This window comes from Streptomyces sp. NBC_00873, assembly GCF_045207415.1.
Classification (GTDB): Bacteria; Actinomycetota; Actinomycetes; order Streptomycetales; family Streptomycetaceae; genus Streptomyces.
In genome coordinates this window covers 3,475,296-3,495,113 of record NZ_CP108803.1, presented here as the reverse complement: position 1 = coordinate 3,495,113, position 19,818 = coordinate 3,475,296, and the positions used below count along the sequence as shown (strand labels likewise).

The following is a 19,818-nucleotide window of genomic DNA, read 5'->3' as shown; positions in this document are numbered from 1 at the left end:
CCGTCATTTCCGGAAGGACGAAGCATTGGGAACAGTGGAAGTTCCGGTACTGATCGTGGGCGGGGGCGGCTCCGGCCTGTCCGCCTCCGTCTTCCTGTCCGACCACGGTGTCGGCCACCTGCTGGTGGAACGCCGCGCCGACACCTCGCGACTGCCGAAGGCGCACTACGTCAACCAGCGCACGATGGAGATCTTCCGCCAGCACGGACTGGACGGTGATGTGGCCCAACAGGCCGCGACACCCGAGCAGTTCGGCAAGGTCCGCTGGCAGACCACGCTCACCGGCGAGGGGCCGCTGGACGCACGGCTGATCCACGAGATCGACGGCTTCGGCGGCGGCGCGCTGCGCGAGGCGTACGAGGCGGCCGGGCCCGTCCTGCCGTCCAAGCTGCCGCAGCTGCGCCTCGAGCCGGTCCTTCGCCGCCACGCCGAGGAGCGCAATCCCGGACGGATCCTGTTCGGCCACGAGCTTCTCTCGCTGACCGAGGACGACGGCGGCGACCGGGTCGTCGCCGAGATCCGCTCCACCGCGACCGGCGAGACCACCACGGTCACGGCGCGGTACGTGATCGCGGCGGATGGCGGCCGCACGGTCGGCCCCGCCCTCGGCGTGCGGATGGAGGGCCTGCCCGCCCTGTTCGACGCCACCACGGTCTACTTCTCCGCCGACCTGTCGCAGTGGTGGAACGAGGGCTCGCTCATCACCTGGTTCCTCAACCCGTACCGCCAGGACTTGTCCAGCGCTCTCATTGAGATGGGCCCGACCTGGGGCAAGCACTGCGAGGAGTGGGGCCTGCACCTCTCCCTGGCCGGGATCGACCGCGCCGACGAACAGGCGGTGACCGACCGGATCCGCGAGGTCCTGGGGCTGCCCGGCCTGGAGCTGACCCTGCACGAGGTGACGAGCTGGACCGTGGAGGCGGTGCTCGCCGAGCGCTACCGCCACGGGCGGGTGTTCCTGGCCGGCGACGCCGCCCACCGCCAGCCGCCCGCCGTCGGCCTCGGCCTGAACACCGGCATCCAGGACGCGCACAACCTCGCCTGGAAGCTGGCCGCGGTGCTCTCCGGCCGCGCCGGCGAGAGCCTGCTCGACACCTACGAGGCGGAGCGGCGGCCGGTCGGCCAGTACAACCTGGGCTGGGCGATGTCTGCGGCCTCGCACCACCAGGTGGTCATCGACGCCGCCGTCGGCCTCGGCCCGCACGTGCCGCCGGAGCGCCGCACGCCGGTGTTCTTCTCCTACTTCGCCCCATCCCCGGTCGGCGCGGCCCAGCGCACCCGGGCGGCGGAGATCTTCGCCACCCACCGCGGCGAGTGCCAGGCGCTCGACGTGGAGACCGGTTTCGCCTACGAGCAGGGCGCGGTCGCCCCGGACGGCAGCCGCCCGCCGGCCCGCTCGCCGCTGGGCGACGTGTACCGGCCCACGACCCGCCCGGGGCACCTGCTGCCGCACGCGTGGGTCGAGCACGACGGCCGGCGGGTGTCCACCCACGACCTGGTCGGTTCCGGCACCGGCTTCGTGCTGATCACCGGAGCGGACGGGGAGGCGTGGCACGAGGCGGCGGCGCTGGCGGCGGAGAAGCTCTCGGTGCCCGTCACCGCGGTCCGCGTCGGGGACGCGGCGGAGTACACCGACGCCGACGGCGCCTGGCAGACCCTGCGTGAGACGGACGGGGCGGGCGCCGTCCTGGTCCGGCCCGACAACCACGTGGCCTGGCGCAGCGCAGGCGGCGAGGCGGACCCGGCGGGCTCCCTGACCGAGGCCCTCTCCCTCGTCCTGGGCCACCGCGCCCCGTGACCCGGACCGACCCCCTCGACGCGACGAAGACGAAAGAAGCAGCATGATCAACAGAAGGTCCTTCCTCGCCGGCGCCGGAGGCGTCGCGCTGGCCACGACGGCGCTGTCCGGCGCCGCGAAGGCCGCGACCAGCGCCCCCGGCACCAAGTGGAGCCGACTGGCCGACAGCCTCCAGGGGCGCCTGGTGCTCCCGTCCGACACGGACTACCAGCGGGCCAAGCAGCTCTTCCAGGTCCAGTACGACGCCACCAGCCCTCAGGCGGTCGCCTACTGCTCCTCCACCGCCGACGTGGCCCGGTGCATCGGCTTCGCCGAGGCCAACAGCATCCCCGTCGCCGCGCGCAGCGGCGGCCACAGCGCGGGCGGCTACTCCACGACCCAGGGTCTGGTCATCGACGTGTCCGGGCTGAACTCCGTGGTCCTCGGCGACGGATCGGCGCGGATCGGCCCCGGTGCGCAGCTCGTCGACATCGCGAACACGCTCGCCCCGGCCGGCCTCGGCATATCCGCCGGCTACTGCCCCACCGTCGCGGCCGGCGGGTTCTTCCAGGGCGGCGGCATGGGCCTGTTCACCCGCAGCATCGGCATCGCCTCCGACAAGGTGACCTCGGCGCAGGTGGTCCTCGCCGACGGCCGGACCGTGACCGCCTCGCCGGATTGTCACAGCGACCTGTACTGGGCCCTGCGCGGTGGCGGCGGCGGGAACTTCGGCATCGTGACCTCCTACACGGTCACCCCCTCCGAGCTGACCGACGTGGCCGCCGTCAACCTCGTGTGGACCTTCGACCAGTCGCTGGACATGCTCGACGGCTGGACGCAGTGGCTGGCCGACGCGCCGTGGACGATCGGCAGCGGCGTCAACGTCACGCTGACGGACGCCGGGCCCGGGAAGGTGCCGACCGCCGGGGTGTTCCTCGGCTCGGTGGACACCGGCCCGGCGTTCGACGCCGAGATCGCCCGGCTGATCTCGCTGGTCGGCCGCCCCCCGGCGTACCAGCAGAAGTTCACCGCCCCGTACCAGTCGGTGCTGATGTCTCTCTACCTGTGCTCCGAGCTCACGGTGGCGCAGTGCCACCGCGCCGACACCTCTGCCGAGGGCAAGCTCCAGCGCCCGGCGTTCGGCACGTGGCGCAGCCGCCTGTTCGAGCGGACGATGCCGCGCGAGGGCTGGGCCAAGGCGCTGGAGGTGGTCGACGGGAACCGGTTCGCCGGGCAGATGCGCCAGCTGCAGATCTCCGCCCTCGGCGGAAAGGCCAACACCCTGTCGCGGACCGCCACCGCCTATGTGCACCGCGACAGCCTCTTCTCGGCCAGCTTCCTCACCTCGAACGCGGCCGCGCCGGTCTCCGACGAGGCCAAGGCCGCCGCCTGGCAGTTCGTCGACGCGGGTTTCGCGGTGATCGACCCGTACTCCAACGGCGAGACGTACCAGAACTTCATCGACCCGCGCCTGCCCGACTGGCAGCGCTCCTACTACGCCGAGAATCACGCGCGGCTGGCCGGGGTCAAGGAGAAGTACGACCCGCACCGGTTCTTCCGGTTCGCACAGGGCATCCGCTGACCCGCGCCCGGCTCCGCCGGTCGGGTGATCTCCCGACCGGCGGAGCCGGGCCCTTTTCGCAGAACTCCCAGGCCATCCACGCCGGTTCACACCAGTCCAGACAGGAGCACAGTATGAAAATCGCGGACCTTGCGCGCTCGACGCTGTTAGCGTGGCCTGAGGAGGTCTCCCCGGACGAGGTGCGCCAGGCCACGTCCCGGCTGGTCTCGTACGTAAGCGGCAGAGTCGATGCCGACGGCGCGATACGGGAGGAGTGCGAGAGCCGGGTGCTGGAGTCTGCGCTCGCACTCTCGCTGATGACCCGCACCGGCGCGCACTCCCCGGCCAGGGACCGCCTGCTGACGTTCCTCCGCGGCCACCAGGAGTCCCCGGACCGGCTCGACCGCGTCCTCGCCTCGCTCTCCGTCGGCCGGGAGACCGCCGGTGACGCCGAGCTCGTCGGCCGGCTGACGGCGGGCGTGCTCGGCTCCGCGCCGGGCTTCATCTCCGCCCGCCGCCGCATGATGGTGTACGCGGTGCTGTCGGTGCTCGGCTGCCCGTTGCCGGCCGACGCCGAGCTGCCGGGCGGCGGGGAGGTCCCCACCGACCCCCTGCACTCCTGGGCCGCGGTGCAGGAGGCGTCCATCACGCTGATCCTGGCCACCGCCACGGGCGTCAGCAACAAGGCCTCCGAGGCAGCGCTGGACACACTCCTGGCCACAGACCCGGCCACGACGGTGTGGGAGGGCTACGTGCTGATGCACGTGCTGGTGCTGCACGCGCTCGCCTCGGTCCCCGGGCACGAGGAGACCGTGCGCCGCGGCCTGGAGACGCTGCTGCGCCACCAGCGCGCCGACGGCGGCTTCCCGTTCGTCCTGGAGTTGCACAACTGGTGCACGGCCACGGGCGGCCTTGCGCTCTGTGCGGCGGGCGCCGAGCCGGAGCTGCTGCGCAGGATGGCGGGGATGCTCACCGCCCACCAGGGCGGCGCCCCGCTGCGCTCCCTCTCCCGCGGTGCGACGCTCACCGGCGGCTGGTCGATTTCCCCCGTTGTGGCGCAGAACGACGTCGACGACACCTCCTGCGCCCTGGAGTTCCTCCAGGCGATCGACCCGGTGGCCCACGGCGCGGCGGTGCGGCGCGGCCTTGACGCGCTGCTGGTCGCGCAGGGGGCCGACGGCGGCTTCCCGACCTACGTCGCCGGCGCCTCCTCCGAGCCGTGCATGACGGCCGCGGCGGTCTGCGCGCTCGCGCCGCACCCCTTCACCGCGCCCGCCCGGGAGCGGGCCCTGGCGTTCCTCGCCGACAGCCAGCTGGCCGACGGCGGCTTCGAGCCCGGGTGGAGCCGCAGCCGTCTGCACACCCTGTTCCGCGCGCGGCTCGCCGCGTCCACCGCCGGCCCGGACGACCTGCGCACCGCCGCCATGGCCGAGCGGATCGAGCGCACGGTACGCGAGACGCAGAACGCCGACGGCGGCTGGGGCATGCAGCCCGGCGACCCCAGCGACGACATCAGCACCGCCTACGGCCTGATCGTGCTGTGCTACGGCGACGACCCGCAGCCCGTCGGCCGCGCCCTGTCCTGGCTGCTCGCACAGCAGAAGGCGGACGGCGGCTTCGGCGGCCCGCCCGACATGGTCGGCCCCCGCCCCTTCTCGTACCACTTCCCGCTGCTGACCGACATCCCAGTGCTGCTCGCCCTCGGCCACGTCCGCTCGCGGGTTCTGGACCCGTCGGCCGCGCCGCAGGAGGTGCAGTGACCGCCGTCGCGACCTCGCCTTCGCCTCCCCTTCAACCCGTCCTTCCAACCCCCCGTACAGAGGATTCGACATGATGCGGAAACTGGCCGCCTTGCCCAGCGGAAGAGTGGGCAAGTGGGTCGTCATCGCGCTCTGGGCTGTCCTGCTGGTCCCGGCGCTGATGCTGGCCGGGAAGCTCGGCGACGCCGAGGAGAACGACAACTCGGCCTGGCTGCCCGGTAACGCGGAGTCGACCGCGGTCGTCGAGCGTGCCGAGAAGTTCATGCCCGCCGACAGCATGCCCGCGATCGTGGTCTACGACCGGTCCGGCGGTGTCACCGACGCCGACATGGCCAAGGCGCAGGCCGACGCCGCGGCGTTCAAGGGCATCGACAATGTCGTGGGCCAGATGCAGGGCCCGGTGAAGGCCGAGGACGGCAAGGCCATCCAGACCATCGTCCAGGTACGCAAGGACAAGTCCGGCTGGGAAGGGCTCGGCAAGGTCGTCGACGCGATGACCGAGGTCGGCAAGAAGAACGCGGACGGCCTCGGCTTCCACGTGGCCGGGCCGGTCGGCTACGGAGCCGACTCGATCAAGGCGTTCGGCGGCGGAGGCGCCCTGACGACGATCACCGCGCTGGTGGTGCTCGTGATCCTGCTGCTCACCTACCGCAGCCCGCTGCTGCCCCTGCTGCCGCTGATCACCGTCGGCGTGGCCCTGGTCACGGCGGAGGCGCTGATCTACCTGCTGGCCAAGGACGCCGGACTCGTCATCAACAAGCAGACCAGCTTCATCCTGACCGTGCTGATCTTCGGCGCCGCCACCGACTACGCGCTGCTGCTCATCTCCCGCTACCGGGAGGAGCTGCTGCGGCACGAGGACCGGCACGAGGCGATGGCGGAGGCCCTGTACCGCTCGGGCCCCGCGATCATGGCCAGCGCCGCGACCGTCGCGGTCAGCCTGATGCTGCTGATGCTGGCCGTTCTGAACTCCACCAAGGGCCTCGGTCCGGCCTGCGCCATCGGCATCCTGGTCGGGCTGCTCGCCATGGTCAGCCTCATGCCGGCCCTGCTGGTCGCCTGCGGCCGGTGGATTTTCTGGCCGGTGAAGCCGGTGTACGGCTCGGAGTCGGCGGTCAAGGAGAGCGTCTGGAGCCGGGTCGGCACGGCCGTCTCCGGTCGCCCGCGGGTGGTATGGATCGGCACCGTGCTGGTCCTCGCGGCCATGGCGCTCGGGGCGTTCGGGCTCAAGGCCGACGGCCTCGCCAACAAGGACCAGTTCACCAACAAGCCGCAGATGGCGGTCGGCGAGGAGATCAGGGCCGAGCACTTCCCGGCCGGATCGGGCGACCCCGTCTACGTCGTGGCCAAGGGCGACGCGGCGGAGCAGGTCAAGGCCGCGCTGGCCGGTGTGCCGGGGATCGCCCGCGTTGCGGCCGCCCCGGTGGCCAAGGGCGCCGAGGTCGTTCTGCTCGGGGAGCTGAAGGACGAGCCCAGCAGCAAGGCGGCGATGCGTACCGTCGAGCAGGCCAGGAAGGCGGTCCACGCGGTCGAGGGCGCCGACGCACAGGTCGGCGGCAGCACGGCGATCATGGTGGACACCGAGGAAGCGGCGTCCCGCGACTCCAAGGTGATCATCCCGATCGTGCTGCTCGTGGTGCTGTTCATCCTGGCGGTGCTGCTGCGGGCGGTGGTCGCGCCGCTGCTGCTGATGGCGACGGTGGTGCTGTCGTTCGGGGCAGCGATCGGCGTGAGCAGCCTGGTGTTCGATCATGTGTTCGGATTTGCCGGGGCCGACGCGACCTTCCCGCTGCTGTCGTTCGTGTTCCTGGTCGCCCTGGGCATCGACTACAACATCTTCCTGGTCACCCGGGTACGCGAGGACGCGCTGCTGTACGGCACCCGGCGCGCCGCGCTGACCGGCCTGTCCTCCACCGGCGGCGTGATCACCTCGGCGGGCGTGGTGCTGGCCGGCACCTTCGCGGCGATGGCCTCGCTGCCGCTGGTCTTCGCGGCCGAACTCGGCTTCACGGTGGCGTTCGGCGTGCTGCTGGACACCATCGTGGTCCGCTCGGTGCTGGTCACCGCGCTGACCCTCGACGTGGGCCGGTGGATGTGGTGGCCCGGCAAGCTGTTCCACAGCCGGGACGTCGCCCTGCCGCTGGTGGACGAGCCCGATCGGGAACCCGCGCTCGGCGGCCGGTGACGGCTGTCTGCCACGGGCCCGGTGTCGGCCGGGAGGGCCGGCACCGGGCCCGTGGCAGATCCGGGTTGTCCGGCTCGATCTTCAGCAGCGGATCCCTCAGCAGCGGATCCCTCAGCAGAGGCGATCGCATTCGCCGTCCGGGTCATGTCCGGACACACACCTTCGGGGAAGACCCAATGAGTTCAGAGGCGTTGGACAGGGGAACTGGACTCGGCACGACGACCGCCGGCCCTGTGGCCGGCGGCAGACGTGGGGCGGAGATCATTCCTGAGCAGTGGTCAGGGGAGAACACGGGGAGCACGCAGCGCATAGCGGAACTGGAGCGCGAGGTCCGGGAGCTCAGACGGGCGAACGAGACGCTGAAGCGGTACTTCAGCAAGGCCCTCGAACTCGACGTCGGACTCGGACTCCCAGGCGACGGCTTCACCGAAGCCGTCGCCGGGTACGGCCCGGACGGGGCCGCGACCGTGCGCCGTCCTGGGCAGGGCGCCGCCCAGTGGGCCGGGGACCGCTCCCCGCACAGCCCGCAGGAGCCGGCGGCCGGGGTGGAGTTCCGGGTGCTGGGCCCGATCGAGGCGGCCGTCGGCGGACGGTGGGTGGACCTGGGCGCACCCAAGCAGCGTGCGGCGCTCGCGCTGCTGGTCAGCCAGGTGGGCCAGCTGGTGTCGGTCGACGTGATGGTGGAGGAGCTGTGGGACGGCCGGCCGCCGCAGTCGGCGATCACCTCACTCCACGCGTACATCGCCAATCTGCGGCGGGCCCTGGAGCCGCACCGGGCGCCGCGGACGCCGGCGACGGTGCTGTGCACCCGCGGGCGGGGCTATCTGCTGGACAGCCGGGTCGTCGAGGTCGATGCCCACCGCTTCGGCGAGCGCGCCATGGCCGGGTGGCAGGCGCTGGACCGGAGCGATCCGCAGCGGGCGCTGTACGAGTTCGAGGCGGGGCTGGCGCTGTGGCGCGGGGAGGCGTACACGGAGATGGCCGGCGCCGCGCATGTCGCGCCAGAGGCCGTACGCCTTGAGGAGCTGCGGCTCTCGGTGATCGAGGGCCGCTGCGCCACGCTGATCGCGGTGGGGGCCCACGAGATGGCGGTGCCCGAGCTGGTGGCCTTCACGCAGGCCCATCCGCTGCGCGAGCAGGGGTGTGAGCTGCTGAGCCTGGCGCTGTACCGGGCAGGGCGGCAGGCCGAGGCGCTGTCGGTGCTGCGGGCCCACCAGAAGCGGATGGTGGAGGACCTGGGGATCTCTCCCAGCCTCGCGCTGCAGCACCTGGAGTTGGAGATCCTGCGGCAGGCGCCGGAGCTCGACCGGTAGCCGCCCCGCCCTCCTCCCTGCACGTGTGCGCGTGAAGCCTCCGGCAGGGCGGTTCCCGACCCGGGACCGCCCACTGCCGGAGGCTGCACGCGGCTTTGGGCGGTGAGGCCGTCTCTGCGTTGTGGTATCCCGCCTGCTCTCGGGCGGGGAGCAGGGCGGAGCCCCGGTCGGGGGCCGACCGGGGCTCGGGCGGGGCTTGGGTGGGTGGGGGTCAGCGGGCGAGGACGAGGGTGGTGGGGGAGGGGGTGGTCAGGAAGCGGATGTCCTCGAAGCCCGCTTCGGTGAGCCAGGCGTGGTAGTCGGAGCGCCGCCAGGTGCTGCCGTGCCGGCTCTTCAGGAGCATCTCCCCTGCGAAGGTCAGCGCGAAGGGCGGGCCGCTGCGGTCGTCGTCGACGATGTAGTCGGAGACGACCAGCGTGCCGCCGGGCTTCAGCGCCTTGCGTACCATGGCGAAGACCTCCGTGTTGTCCTTCGGCCCCTCCTGGTGGGCGATGTTGGAGTACATCACGACGTCGTGGTCGCCGTCGCCGAAGTCAGCGGTGTGGAAGTCGCCGTCGACGTGGCTGACACGGTCGCCCACGCCCCGCTCGGCGAGCAGCCGGCGGGCGATCGCATTGATCGGCGCCCAGTCGATCTGGGTCGAGCGGGCGTCGGGGTTCAGCCCGAGCCAGACGGCCGAGCAGACGCCCGACCCGCCGCCGATGTCGAGGATCGAGATCTTCCCGGCGTCCGCAAGACCCAGGGCGTCGGCGGCCATCCGCGCCACGGGGACCGACTGCGCGGCGATGGCCTGGACCAGCCCCTCCCAGTGCGGGTTGTCGGACACCTCCACCACCGCGTCCGTCAGCGGTCCTCCGGCGCGTACGACATCGGGCAGCGCCGCCAGGGAGCTCATGTGACCCATCTTCAGCTTGGCGAAGCCGCTCAGGGAGGCGGGCCTGCCCTCCACCAGGAAGGCGGACGCCTCGGCGGTGTTGCGGTAGCGGCCGTCCGCCACCTCGACCAGGCCCATGCCGACCAGTCCGTCGAGGAGGGCCTGCGCGCCACGCAGCGAGATCCCGGCGCGCTCGGCCAGTTGCTCCGCGGAGGCGGCACCGTCCACGAGGTGGGTGAAGACCGAGTACGTCGCGGCCGTGCCCAGGACCCCGGTGGCCCAGTAGCCGTTGATCAGCCGCATGATCCGGTCCGACGTCGGACCGCCGCCGTTCGTGCTGGTGCTGTTCGTGTCGGTGGCGTTCATGCGGTCCTTCCCGCGTACTGGCGCGGCGCCGGCACGGCGACCGGGCGCTCTTGTGTGTTCGGGGCCGGTTCGGCGACCCAGGTGCCCAGGGCCATCTCGGCGGTGATGCCGGGGCCGAAGCCGGCGATCATGCCGGTGGCGCCTGAGGGCAGTTCTCCGGGCTCCTCGAACCGCCTGCGCAGGGCGTCGAGCACGACGGCGCTGGCGATGTTCCCGTATTCGCTCAGCGTCCCCCAGCTGTGCCGGAAGACCGTGCGGTCGACACCGAGATACTTGGCGAGGTCGTCCAGGATCCGGGGGCCGCCGGCGTGGATGATGTAGAAGTCGAGGGCGCCGGCGTCCCAGCCGTGGCCCGCGGCGAGGTCGCGCAGCACCGGGGCGAGGGGCTCCATCGTCCCCGGGACCCGACGGTCGAGCTGGAAGTGGAATCCGGTGTCGCGTACGGCGTAGGAGATCCACTCCTCGGTGTTCGGAATGAGGTAGGAGGCGTTGCGCTCCAGCTGTACGCCGGTGACGCCGCGGCCGCCGCGGCCCCGCACCACGGCGGCCGCGACCGCGTCGCCGAACAGCCCGTCGGACAGCAGCGAGCCGACGTCGTCGGCGTCGGGCTGGTAGCACAGCGAGCACAGTTCGCAGGAGACGATCAGGACGTTGCTGTCGGGGTGGGCCATGCAGAAGTCATGGGCGCGGTTGATCGCCGCTCCGCCCGCCGCGCAGCCCAGCTGTGCGATCGGCAGCTGCCGGGTGTCGTACCGGAACCCCATGGTGTTGATCAGCCACGCGGTGAGCGAGGGCATCAGGAACCCGGTGCACGACACGTAGATGATCGCGTCGATGTCTTCGGCCCTCAGGCGAGCGTTCACCAGGGCTTCTTCGATGACTTCCGGGCAGCGCTTCTTCGATTCCGTCTCGTATATGCGGTTGCGTTCCTCGAAGCCCGGGTGGTTCAGGGTTTTCTCGATGGGCTGGACCAGGTGCCGCTTCTGCACTCCGGTGTTCTCTATCAGCCGGAGCGCGAGCGGAAGCTGTGGCTTTCCCGCATGTGCCTTCCTGGCGAAATCCAGGGTCTCTTCCATGGTGATGGTGTATTCCGGCACGCGCACCGAAGGCTTGTGCAGAATTGGCATGTCCGGCATCTACCTCTCAGATACAGGGGATATTCTTCCGTCTTTACGGCATTAATGTCGTACGTCAGGCTTGCCGGTTTCTTGGTGGCGGCTTGCCGTCCAGTTCCCGGTCCACCGGGGCGGCCGCGGCACCGGTGTGGCAATCGGGATCCAGGAGCCGGGTGATCTGGTCATCCGTCAGATGTGCGGTGACCTCTGGCAGTGCGCCCAGGACGGCGGCGAGGGGGCTGCCGGTGCGGTCGGCCTCGGCCGAGGCGCGGGTCAGCAGATCCTTCGCGGGGGCGTTGCCGAGCAGCGGCGCCAGGGTGGCCGGGACGCGCTCGGAGACGATCTGACTCCCTGTCGGGTCCAGGTTCTCCCGCCGATCACGGCGAGTTCGCGTACATCCAGCCGGTCGGCCTGCGCGGCGCGGGTGACGGCGGCCGTCGCCTCGGCGGGCACCGTGCCGATCGCGGATGCGGCGTTCGGCGCCGGGGTTCAGTGCGGGCACGCGTGGTTCTTCAGCTCGGTCCGCAGGACTTCCACGACGCGTTCGACCTGGTCCATGCGGAGTTCGGCGTGCATGGGTATGGCCAGGTTGCGCTGGAAGAGGTCCGCCGAGACCGGGCACTGCTGCGTGGAGCGGTACACCGGCTGGAGGTGGGTGGCCCAGGTGCCGTGCCCGCAGCCGATGCCCTGGGCGCGCAGGGCGGCGGCGAGCCCCGAACGGTCCACGCGTGGATCGAGGGTCACCATGTAGGACTGCCAGGCGTGGGTGCGGTCCTGCGGCACGTACGGCACCGTGAGCAGTTCCTCGTCCGCGAGCATCTCCCCGTAGCGCGCCGCGACCGCGCGCCGCCGGTCGAGGAGTTCGTCGACCCGGTCCAGCTGCACCTGCAGGATCGCGGCGGCGATGTCGGAGAGCTTGTAGTTGTAGCCGATGTCGGTGAACGAGGGGATCGGCAGACCGACGACCTGCGCCTGGTCGAAGATGCTGCCGATGCCGAAGGACGACCGCAGCCTGGCGTCCGCCCCGATCACGGGATCGGCGGTGAGCAGGGCCCCGCCCTCGCCGCTGGTGGCCCCCTTGCGTCCGTGGAAGGACAGGCAGGCCACCGGCGCCAGCGCGCCCGCCTCGCGGCCCTGGTACGTCGCACCGACCGCGCAGGCGGCGTCCTCGACGACGAACAGGCCGTGGCGGTCCGCGATGGCCATCAGCTCGGTGTAGTCGGCGGGCAGGCCGACGGTGTCCACCGCGATCACGCCCACCGTGCGTGGGCCGACCAGGTCTGCCACCGCCTGCGGGTCGACGGTGCCGGTGTCGGCGCGCACGTCCGCGAAGACGGGGGTCGCGCCGACGTAGCGCACCGCGTGGGCCGGGGCGGGGAAGGTGTAGTCGGCGACGATCACCTCGTTGCCGGGTTCGACGCCGAGTGCCAGCATGGCCAGGTGGAGAGCCGCGCCGCAGTTGCTGAGTGCGACCGCGTCACCGACCCCGTAGCGCTTGGCCAGCTGGGCCTCCAAGGACTTCCCCTTGGGGCCCTGGCCGGCCGGCCAGCCCGAGGCGAACACCTCGGCGACGGCCGCGAGTTCTCTGTCTCCCAGGCTCGCATGCACGAGCGGAATGGTGTCCAAGGTCATCGGTCGTCACCTGTCCTCACGCCGCGTGGTGCGCGGCCGGGGCGAAGTCGGGCCGGGCGGGGGGTTCGAAGCGCAGGGGGGTGATCTGGTTGACGTCGTAGCGCTCGCGCATCCGCTGCACGGCGTCGGAGTCCACCGACCGGCCCGCGGCGAAGATCTCCACGATCTCCTCGAAGTACCGCTCGTGGTCGGGCGAGGGGTAGCTCTGGAAGAGCATGCGCGCCGGCTTGTCGGTGGGGTTCCGGAACGCGTGCGGGCATCCCGGCGGGACGAACATGCAGCTGCCCTCGTCGGCGCGGACGGCGCGGTCGCCGCCGGGGGACTCCCAGTCGTGCCAGCTCTCCGCGGTCCGCTCGGCGGGCTCGAACGCGAGGAGTTCCAATTCCCCTTCCAGTACGTAGAAGAACTCCTGGGAATGGGTGTGGGTGTGCGCCCCGACGTCGAATCCCGGAGGCACGACCACTTCGAACATGGAAAGGGAGGAGCCGTCCGCGGAGGTGACCTTGAAGGTCACGTCCTGTGCCTTCGTGACCAGTTTTCGGCCCTGGCCGGGCGGAACGATGAGACCGCTCATGTGCTTTCGCTTCCTCGGGGTCGGTACGGGCGCGGGCAGGCGGGACCGCGCGGCGGAGAATTTTCTTCAGGCGCATGTGTGCCGGGAAAGGCCGGCACGGAGAGGCGCGGAATGCGTCGCGGCGCCTCGTGCCGAGGTCGGCCGCGAGGGAAAGGATGCAATCGGCGACTTGGCCCCGACTGTTGTACGGATTGGCGTCCGCTTGCCGCCAAGCCGGTGCCAATCCGCTCCTCAGTCCCCGGCAAGTGATGCGGTCGATGATGCTCTTCACGGCTCGGCGAGCACTGCCGAGAAAGCCGTACCCGCAGGGAATGTCGAACCCTGCGGGACGACATCATCCGGGAGTTCGAGTTCTCCGCGCGATTCTCCGGGAAACCGGCGATTTCTCCTCGGCCCCGGCCACCGTGCCTGAAACGCGGACCGTCGAAATTGGTCTGAGCAATCTGAGGGGGAAACCATGTCGTCCGCCCTGCGCCGAGTCCTGCTCGCCGAGCCCCGCGGCGCCTGTGCCGGTGTTCACCGGGCCATCGAGACAGTGGAACGCGCGCTCGAGGTCCACGGTTCGCCGGTGTACGTACGCAAGCAGATCGTGCACAACGAGCACGTCGTCCGCGAACTGGAGGAGAAGGGCGCCCGGTTCGTCGACTCGGAGGAAGAGGTGCCGGTCGGGGCGGTGTGCATCTTCTCCGCGCACGGGGTGTCCCCGCAGGTGCGCGGCAACGCCCGGGGCCGTGAGCTCAAGGTCATCGACGCGACCTGCCCGCTCGTCGCCAAGGTGCACCAGGAGGCCCGCCGGTTCGCCCGCGACAAGGACACGCTGATCCTCATCGGGCACGCCGACCACGAGGAGATCGAGGGCACCTACGGGGAGGTCCCGGACCGCACGGTCGTCGTGGAGAACGCGGAGGAGGCCAGACGGCTCGACCTCCCGCCGGGCACGTCGGCGGCCTATCTCACCCAGACCACGCTGTCGGTGGACGACACGGCCGAGATCGTGGCCGTCCTCCACGAGCGGTTCCCCGGGCTGACCGGCCCCGGCAGCGCGGACATCTGCTACGCCAGCCAGAACCGGCAGAACGCGGTGAAGGCGATCGCCGGGCGCAGCGACCTCGTGCTCATCGTCGGGTCGGTCAATTCGAGCAACTCGCTGCGGATGGTGGAGGTCGCGCAGGCCGCGGGGGCGAAGGCCCGGCTGCTGCCCGGCTCGGACCTGCTGGACCCGACATGGCTGGAAGGCGTCGGCACCGTGGGGCTGAGCGCGGGCGCGAGTGTGCCCGAGGTGCTGGTCGAGCGGGTCCTGGAGCGGCTCGCGGAACTCGGGTTCGCCGAGGTCGAGACCGAGGTGAGCGCCACCGAGAACGTGGTGTTCAAACTGCCGCCGGAGCTGGAGGAGCAGACGCCGCAGGAGGGTGCCGGCGGTGGCGCCGCCGACGACCACGGCACCGTCGACGAGACCTGCGCCAAGCTGCTGGACCGGGTCGGCACGCGCATCGAGGAGCTGCTGATCGCCGAGGCGGCGCGCTGGAGCGCCGTGGACGCCCGCGTGGCGGTGCCGGTCGAGGCGATCGCGGAGCTGGTCGCGGCGGGCGGGAAGCGACTGCGCCCCCTGTTCTGCGTCAGCGGCTACCTGGCGGCCGGGGGCACGGCGGACGAGGACACGGTCGTCGACGCGGCGGCGGCGCTGGAGCTGCTGCACGTCTTCGCCCTCATCCACGACGACATCATGGACAACTCGCCCACCCGGCGCGGGGCGCCGACCGTCCACGCCACGTACGCGGGCGTCCACGCGGAGCGCGGCTGGGCCGGGGAGTCCCGCCGGTACGGGGAGGGCATCGCCATCCTGGCCGGAGACCTGGCGCTCAGCTACGCCAACCGGCTCGCGGGCCGCCTGACCGGCCCGGCCTCGGAGGTCTGGAACGAGCTGGTCACCGAGATGATCATCGGCCAGCAGCTGGACATCGCCCTCGCCGCGGAGCTGAAGCCGGACCCGGACCTCGCCCGGTGGGTCGCCGTCTGCAAGTCCGGCCGCTACACCATCCACCGGCCCCTCGCCCTCGGCGCGTCCATCGCCGGACGGCCTGAACTCCAGGCGGCCTTCGAGGAGTACGGCGTCGCGGCCGGCGAGGCGTTCCAGCTGCGCGACGACATCCTCGACGCCTTCGGCGACGCGGAGACGACCGGCAAGCCGACCGGCCTGGACCTCAGCGAGCACAAGATGACCCTGCTGATCGCCCTGGCCTCGGCCAAGGACCCCGCGGTCGCCCGCCTGCTCGAGGACGGCCGCCACACCGACTGGAACCCCTGCGAACTCCGCGACGCCCTCCTCGCCTCCGGAGTCCGTGAGGAAGTGGAACAGCGGATCGACGCCCTCGTCGTCGACGCCCGCGCGGCCCTGGAGGATGCCCTCCTGCCCCCCGGCTGGCGCCGCCGCCTGGAGGAGATGGCCGAACAGGTCGCCTACCGCGACCGCTGACACCGCCGCCGAATCGGGGCGGATATCACGGCGATGTGTCGACGTCGTTACCGGAAAAGCGATTTCGGTGCATCAATTCCGGCCGGGTCCCGCCGTGCATCGGCGGGGCCAAGAAGATGCCAATTCGTCGGCCAGCCAGGGCCAAGTCCGGTGCCGGACGCTGTGATCCGCCGGCACCGGAAAACAGGGAACCGCCGTCAATCGGAGAACGGGATCGACGCGGATCCGGATGGAGGTCTCATGGGAAACAATTCGATACACAAGCGCGGGCTCTACCTCGGCGTCGTACCGGAAAGAGCGGCGGCCGTGAACGGCTCCATGCCGCTCACCCTCGATCACGATCTCGACGTCCTGCCGGAGGCCGGGCGGCGCCTGACGGTGACCGAACTCGCCGGCCACACGGCGGACCTCGCGAACCGGATCGCCGCGGCCGGTGTGCGCCCCGGCGAACACGTGGTGATCTACAAGGCGGCGAACTTCGACGTCTGGCTGCTGGCCACGGCGGTGGCGCGGACCGGCGCGGTTCCGGTGATGCTGTCGCACACGCTGGACTTCGAGGCCTTCGCCGCCCTGCTCGAACGGCTCGACCAGCCGCACCTGCTCACCGACGGGCGCAAGCTCGATGCGCTGGCCGCGGCCGACGTGCCGCTGGCGGAGCTCACCCGGGGCGTGATCAGTGTGGGCGACTCCGGACCAGGAGCGGTCTCGCTCGCGGAGCTCGCCGGATCGGCGCCGGTCCGGCCGGTGTTCCAGGGCCTGGACGAGCCGGCCATGATCACGCACACCTCCGGCACCACCGGCCTGCCCAAGCTGGTCGTGCACACGCCGCGGACGATGCGTACCCGGCTCCGCCCGCAGCTGTTCCTGCTGGGGCTGATGCGTAAGCGGGGGACCGTCGCGATCCACATAGCCTTCGGCCACTCCCGGATGTTCGCGGCGATGGCCCTGTGCCTCGCCAAGGCGATGCCGGTGCTGCTGGTGAACGATGGCGACCCCGACGCCGTCGCCGATTTCTTCGCCGAGCACCGCCCATGGCTCATCGAGGCGCTCCCCAATTCCTTCCTGGCGTGGGAGGACCTGGCCGATGATCCGCGAGAGCCGTTCGCGTCGGTGAAGTACTTCAGCAGCACCTTCGACGCGATCCATCCGAGAACGGTGCGCCGGCTCCTGCATTCCTCCGGGCAGAAGGCGCAGTTCTTCCAGATCTACGGGCAGAGCGAGGTCGGCCCCGCGGTCGGCCGCCCGTACTACCGCAGGTCCGCCCACCGGATGGACGGCCGCTGCGTGGGCTACCCCCTGCCGGGCAGCGCGCGGGTCAGGCTGGTGAGCCAGGACGGCAAGCGGCCCTCGCCGAAGAACCCCGGCTTCATCGACGTCCGCTGGGACGGGATCGCGAAGACGTACCACGGCGAACAGGAGCGCTACGACGTCAACGTGCACGACGGATGGTGGCGGACCGGCGACGTCGGCTACCGCACCGCGTTCGGCTGCCTGCACATGCTCGACCGGGACTTCGACACGATCCCCGGGGTGGGCAGCAACCTCGAGATCGAGGACATCGTGCTGGACAAGCTGGAGGAACTGGCCGAGGTCGTCGTGGTGCCGGGCCCGGATGACAGCGCGATCCCGGTCGTCTGCACCCACCGGGACCAGCCGCTCGACCCGGCCCGCTGGCGCGCGGCCGTCGCCGCGTACCCCCAGCTGGCCGACCCTGTCCAGATCCCGCTGGCCGAACTGCCGCGCACCGCCACACTGAAGACACGCCGGGTCGAACTGTCCCGCCGCCTGAACGAGAGGCTCCAGGATCAGGTCTGACCGTTCCTAACCAGTGTGCATAAGTGAGTCTTGGACCCACTGCTGCGTACTGGGCGCATCCCGAACGGTGTTGGATGCACTGGGTTCCCGCTTTCGCGTCCCGCTTTCGCGTCCCGCTCGGCGGCACGCCTCCAGGGGGCCGGTCCGTTGTGGGTGGGCGGGTTCCCTCACGCCCCCGGGCGCATGGTTCGGCCTGGACGGTCCGATGCCCCGCACGATCGCTCCGGTCGTGTGGGGGCGGTGCCGTCCTTCCCCAAGCTCTCAACTCCGTTCGAGCAGGGGATACTCCATCCCGGATCGGGTGTCCAAGGGCGCGTCGTCCGATCGCGATACCTGCGGCATCGTGACGGGACATCTTTCGGCGTGGGGTGACCAGCGGTTTCTGCCAGTGCTGGGCACCCCACATGCTGGTGTAGGCGGGGTCGACCGCGGCAATGCTCAGGCCGTGTTCGGCGGCCATGGAGACGAGCCGGGCCTTGAGCCTGCCGGTGGGCATGCCGGAGATGAGCTGCCGGAACCGCTTGTGGCGGCCGTGTTTCTCGCGGGTCTTCTCAGTGGTGAAGTCGAGGTCTTCGATGCCGATCGCGGCGACACCGACACGCACCGCCCAGTTGATCAGGCGGGTCAGTGCGTGCCTGATCTGTGCGTCGCGGTGAGCGGTGGTGCCGGACAGGTCGTAGGGGAAGCGGTGCGGGTCACCGACGGGGTTGCCGTGCCGGTCGAGCCGGATGTACCGCGGGAAGCCGGCCATCGGGCGCGCCTACGCCGGGCACCTCATCGAGAAGGGTGCCCTCTACTTCCAGCCGCAGCAGGGCTGAGGGACCGGTACGGGGTCAGGGGCACTTCAGGCGGCTCGATCAGGGGGCCAGGCCCGTCTTGAGTCCAGCCCCGCACAGGGGTACGACCACACTGCGGTCCGTCCAGTCGCCGACCGCCGCCCAGCAGGCGACCCCGGTCGTCTCGACGTAGAAACCGCGGGCCGCCAGTTCCCTTTGCGCGGTACGGATCTGATTTTCCGTCACGGTGAGGAAGGTGCCGCCCGACTCCCGCACTGCCGCCAGGATCTGGCGGGCGCGTGGCGGGCGGGGGATGGCGATGCCCTCGGCGAGGGTGGCGGCGGCGGGGGCGGCCCCGCCGGGATGGTCGGGCAGGCCGTCCGCGCCCCGGTGGAACGCGGTGGCCAGCGGCGACACGGCCTCGGCCTGTACGGCGATCAGGGCGGGACGCGCGTCGATCAGGCCCTGGGCGAGGAGTTCTGCAGTGGCCAGTGCCGCGCCGAGCAGCAGTGTGCCGTTGCCGACCGGTACGGCGATGGCGTCGGGGAGCCTGCCGCCGAGGTCTTCCCACATTTCGTACACGTACGTCTTCGTGCCGTGCAGGAAGTACGGGTTGAAGACGTGCGAGGCGTAGAAGGTGCCGGGGGAGTCGGCGGCGGCCCGAGCGGCCAGCGCGGTGGCCTCGCGGTCGCCGGGGGCGATCTCCAGACGGGCACCGTGGGCCCGGATCTGCTCGGTCTTCTTCGGGGACGTGCCCTCGGGGACGTACACCGTGCAGGGCAGTCCGGCCCGCGCGCAGTACGCGGCGACGGCTGTTCCCGCGTTGCCACTGCTGTCCGCGACGACGCGACGGGGGGAGAGACGGCGGGCCAGCTCGGCGAGCATCACGGCGCCGCGGTCCTTGAAGGAGAGCGTCGGCATCAGGAAATCGAGCTTGGCGGAGACCGTGCCGGTGAGCGGCACGAGCGGTGTGCGGCCCTCGCCGAGGCTGGTGGTGGGCGAGGAGAGGGGCAGCACCTCTTCGTAACGCCACAGCGAATTGACGCGCCCGGCAAGCGCGTTGACGGAGAGCGGTGCGTCCGGCTCGAAGTCGAGGTCCCATGGGCCGCGGCAGACCGGACAGCACCAGGTCAGGGATGTGGTGTCGGCGCGGGCGCCGTCCTGCGGGCAGAGATACGTGGCCATGCCCGCCAGGATGTCAGCTTGTGGCGGGTGAAGGGCAAAGGTATGGCGTACCTCAAGGCCGAAAAAGGGCGTACGGAACGGGCGGCAGCGCCGACAACGTGATCACCACCTACACGGTGAACGCCTCGTCGGAGGTGGCCAACGGGACCCGGAAGCTGCGGGTCGGCGACAATGCCGCGGCCGACACCGGGAGGATCAACTCCTGGGCCCTGCAGTTCTGATGTGCGACGACGGGTCCGTGAACGGTTCGAGGGTGTGGGGGCGGCTGCCCCACACCCTCTCGCCTGCTGACGCCGGACCAGGCGGTTGGGGCCGATCGCGGATGGCCGGGGGCGGCCGGGGTCCGGATATGCGCCGTGCGGCGCTTAGTCATCACTTCGGGTGAAACTTTGGCCTGTGCTTGCGGTCCACG

General features: G+C 71.1%; 13 protein-coding genes and 2 pseudogenes. 8 read left to right on the top strand and 7 right to left on the bottom strand.

Annotated features, from left to right (window positions below; all coding sequences use genetic code 11):
* Nucleotides 1–34: 34 nt before the first annotated feature.
* From OH809_RS15650 to OH809_RS15630, 5 genes are all read left to right on the top strand, one after another.
* A complete protein-coding gene (locus OH809_RS15650) occupies nt 35–1,798 on the top strand; it encodes an FAD-dependent monooxygenase (RefSeq protein WP_406516252.1) in 1,764 nt (587 codons plus the stop codon).
* Nucleotides 1,799–1,841: 43 nt separating this feature from the next.
* Nucleotides 1,842–3,359 (top strand): FAD-binding oxidoreductase, encoded by a 1,518-nt coding sequence (locus OH809_RS15645; RefSeq protein WP_406515253.1) that lies wholly within the window; start codon nt 1,842–1,844, stop codon nt 3,357–3,359.
* Nucleotides 3,360–3,472: 113 nt separating this feature from the next.
* Complete coding sequence (locus OH809_RS15640; RefSeq protein ID WP_406515252.1) at nt 3,473–5,098, top strand: prenyltransferase/squalene oxidase repeat-containing protein; 1,626 nt, start codon at nt 3,473–3,475, stop codon at nt 5,096–5,098.
* Between the two features lie 70 nt (nt 5,099–5,168).
* Entirely contained in the window at nt 5,169–7,283 is a 2,115-nt protein-coding gene (locus tag OH809_RS15635) for an MMPL family transporter (RefSeq protein WP_406421816.1), read from the top strand.
* Nucleotides 7,284–7,474: 191 nt separating this feature from the next.
* Nucleotides 7,475–8,596: a BTAD domain-containing putative transcriptional regulator gene (locus OH809_RS15630; protein ID WP_406421817.1), complete on the top strand. Its 1,122-nt coding sequence runs from the start codon at nt 7,475–7,477 to the stop codon at nt 8,594–8,596.
* 211 nt (nt 8,597–8,807) lie between these two features.
* Here OH809_RS15630 and OH809_RS15625 read toward each other — a convergent pair whose 3' ends face one another.
* The 5 genes from OH809_RS15625 to OH809_RS15605 form a co-directional block, all read right to left on the bottom strand.
* Entirely contained in the window at nt 8,808–9,836 is a 1,029-nt protein-coding gene (locus OH809_RS15625; RefSeq protein ID WP_406515251.1) for a methyltransferase dimerization domain-containing protein, read from the bottom strand.
* Nucleotides 9,833–10,963, bottom strand: coding sequence for a type III polyketide synthase (locus tag OH809_RS15620; RefSeq protein WP_406515250.1), 1,131 nt, complete (start codon nt 10,961–10,963; stop codon nt 9,833–9,835). The genes OH809_RS15625 and OH809_RS15620 overlap by 4 nt, the downstream gene beginning before the upstream one ends.
* 64 nt (nt 10,964–11,027) lie before the next feature.
* On the bottom strand, nt 11,028–11,453 hold the full coding sequence (locus OH809_RS15615; protein ID WP_406515249.1) for a hypothetical protein: 426 nt from the start codon (nt 11,451–11,453) through the stop codon (nt 11,028–11,030).
* Nucleotides 11,441–12,577, bottom strand: coding sequence for a DegT/DnrJ/EryC1/StrS family aminotransferase (locus OH809_RS15610; protein ID WP_406516251.1), 1,137 nt, complete (start codon nt 12,575–12,577; stop codon nt 11,441–11,443). Before OH809_RS15610 ends, OH809_RS15615 begins: the two co-directional genes overlap by 13 nt.
* A gap of 22 nt (nt 12,578–12,599) precedes the next feature.
* Nucleotides 12,600–13,157: a cupin domain-containing protein gene (locus tag OH809_RS15605; protein ID WP_406421821.1), complete on the bottom strand. Its 558-nt coding sequence runs from the start codon at nt 13,155–13,157 to the stop codon at nt 12,600–12,602.
* A gap of 457 nt (nt 13,158–13,614) precedes the next feature.
* On the opposite strand from OH809_RS15605, the gene ispH reads away from it, so the two are divergent.
* Nucleotides 13,615–15,630 carry a 4-hydroxy-3-methylbut-2-enyl diphosphate reductase gene (gene ispH, locus OH809_RS15600; RefSeq protein ID WP_406515248.1) on the top strand — a complete coding sequence of 672 codons (2,016 nt, stop codon included), beginning with the start codon at nt 13,615–13,617 and terminating at the stop codon, nt 15,628–15,630.
* A 240-nt stretch (nt 15,631–15,870) separates the two neighbouring features.
* Nucleotides 15,871–17,445: a class I adenylate-forming enzyme family protein gene (locus tag OH809_RS15595; RefSeq protein ID WP_406421822.1), complete on the top strand. Its 1,575-nt coding sequence runs from the start codon at nt 15,871–15,873 to the stop codon at nt 17,443–17,445.
* A gap of 6 nt (nt 17,446–17,451) precedes the next feature.
* On the opposite strand, the pseudogene OH809_RS15590 reads toward OH809_RS15595, so the two are convergent.
* Together OH809_RS15590 and OH809_RS15585 are read right to left on the bottom strand one after the other, a co-directional pair.
* Nucleotides 17,452–18,172 (bottom strand): annotated as a pseudogene (locus tag OH809_RS15590) (IS200/IS605 family accessory protein TnpB-related protein); the annotation flags it as partial.
* A gap of 130 nt (nt 18,173–18,302) precedes the next feature.
* Complete coding sequence (locus OH809_RS15585) at nt 18,303–19,406, bottom strand: threonine synthase (protein ID WP_406421823.1); 1,104 nt, start codon at nt 19,404–19,406, stop codon at nt 18,303–18,305.
* 17 nt (nt 19,407–19,423) lie between these two features.
* Here OH809_RS15585 and OH809_RS15580 point away from each other — a divergent pair.
* A pseudogene (locus tag OH809_RS15580) lies at nt 19,424–19,627 on the top strand (proprotein convertase P-domain-containing protein); the annotation flags it as partial.
* Nucleotides 19,628–19,818 lie beyond the last annotated feature (191 nt).

Excerpts from the sequence above, each read along its gene's own strand:
- OH809_RS15645 (WP_406515253.1), top strand. The coding sequence starts at position 1,842 with ATGATCAACAGAAGGTCCTTCCTCGCCGGCGCCGGAGGCGTCGCGCTG.
- ispH (WP_406515248.1), top strand. The coding sequence starts at position 13,615 with ATGTCGTCCGCCCTGCGCCGAGTCCTGCTCGCCGAGCCCCGCGGCGCC.
- OH809_RS15625 (WP_406515251.1), bottom strand. The coding sequence starts at position 9,836 with ATGAACGCCACCGACACGAACAGCACCAGCACGAACGGCGGCGGTCCG.
- OH809_RS15595 (WP_406421822.1), top strand. The coding sequence starts at position 15,871 with ATGGGAAACAATTCGATACACAAGCGCGGGCTCTACCTCGGCGTCGTA.
- OH809_RS15585 (WP_406421823.1), bottom strand. The coding sequence starts at position 19,406 with ATGGCCACGTATCTCTGCCCGCAGGACGGCGCCCGCGCCGACACCACA.
- OH809_RS15620 (WP_406515250.1), bottom strand. The coding sequence starts at position 10,963 with ATGCCAATTCTGCACAAGCCTTCGGTGCGCGTGCCGGAATACACCATC.
- OH809_RS15640 (WP_406515252.1), top strand. The coding sequence starts at position 3,473 with ATGAAAATCGCGGACCTTGCGCGCTCGACGCTGTTAGCGTGGCCTGAG.
- OH809_RS15635 (WP_406421816.1), top strand. The coding sequence starts at position 5,169 with ATGATGCGGAAACTGGCCGCCTTGCCCAGCGGAAGAGTGGGCAAGTGG.
- OH809_RS15605 (WP_406421821.1), bottom strand. The coding sequence starts at position 13,157 with ATGAGCGGTCTCATCGTTCCGCCCGGCCAGGGCCGAAAACTGGTCACG.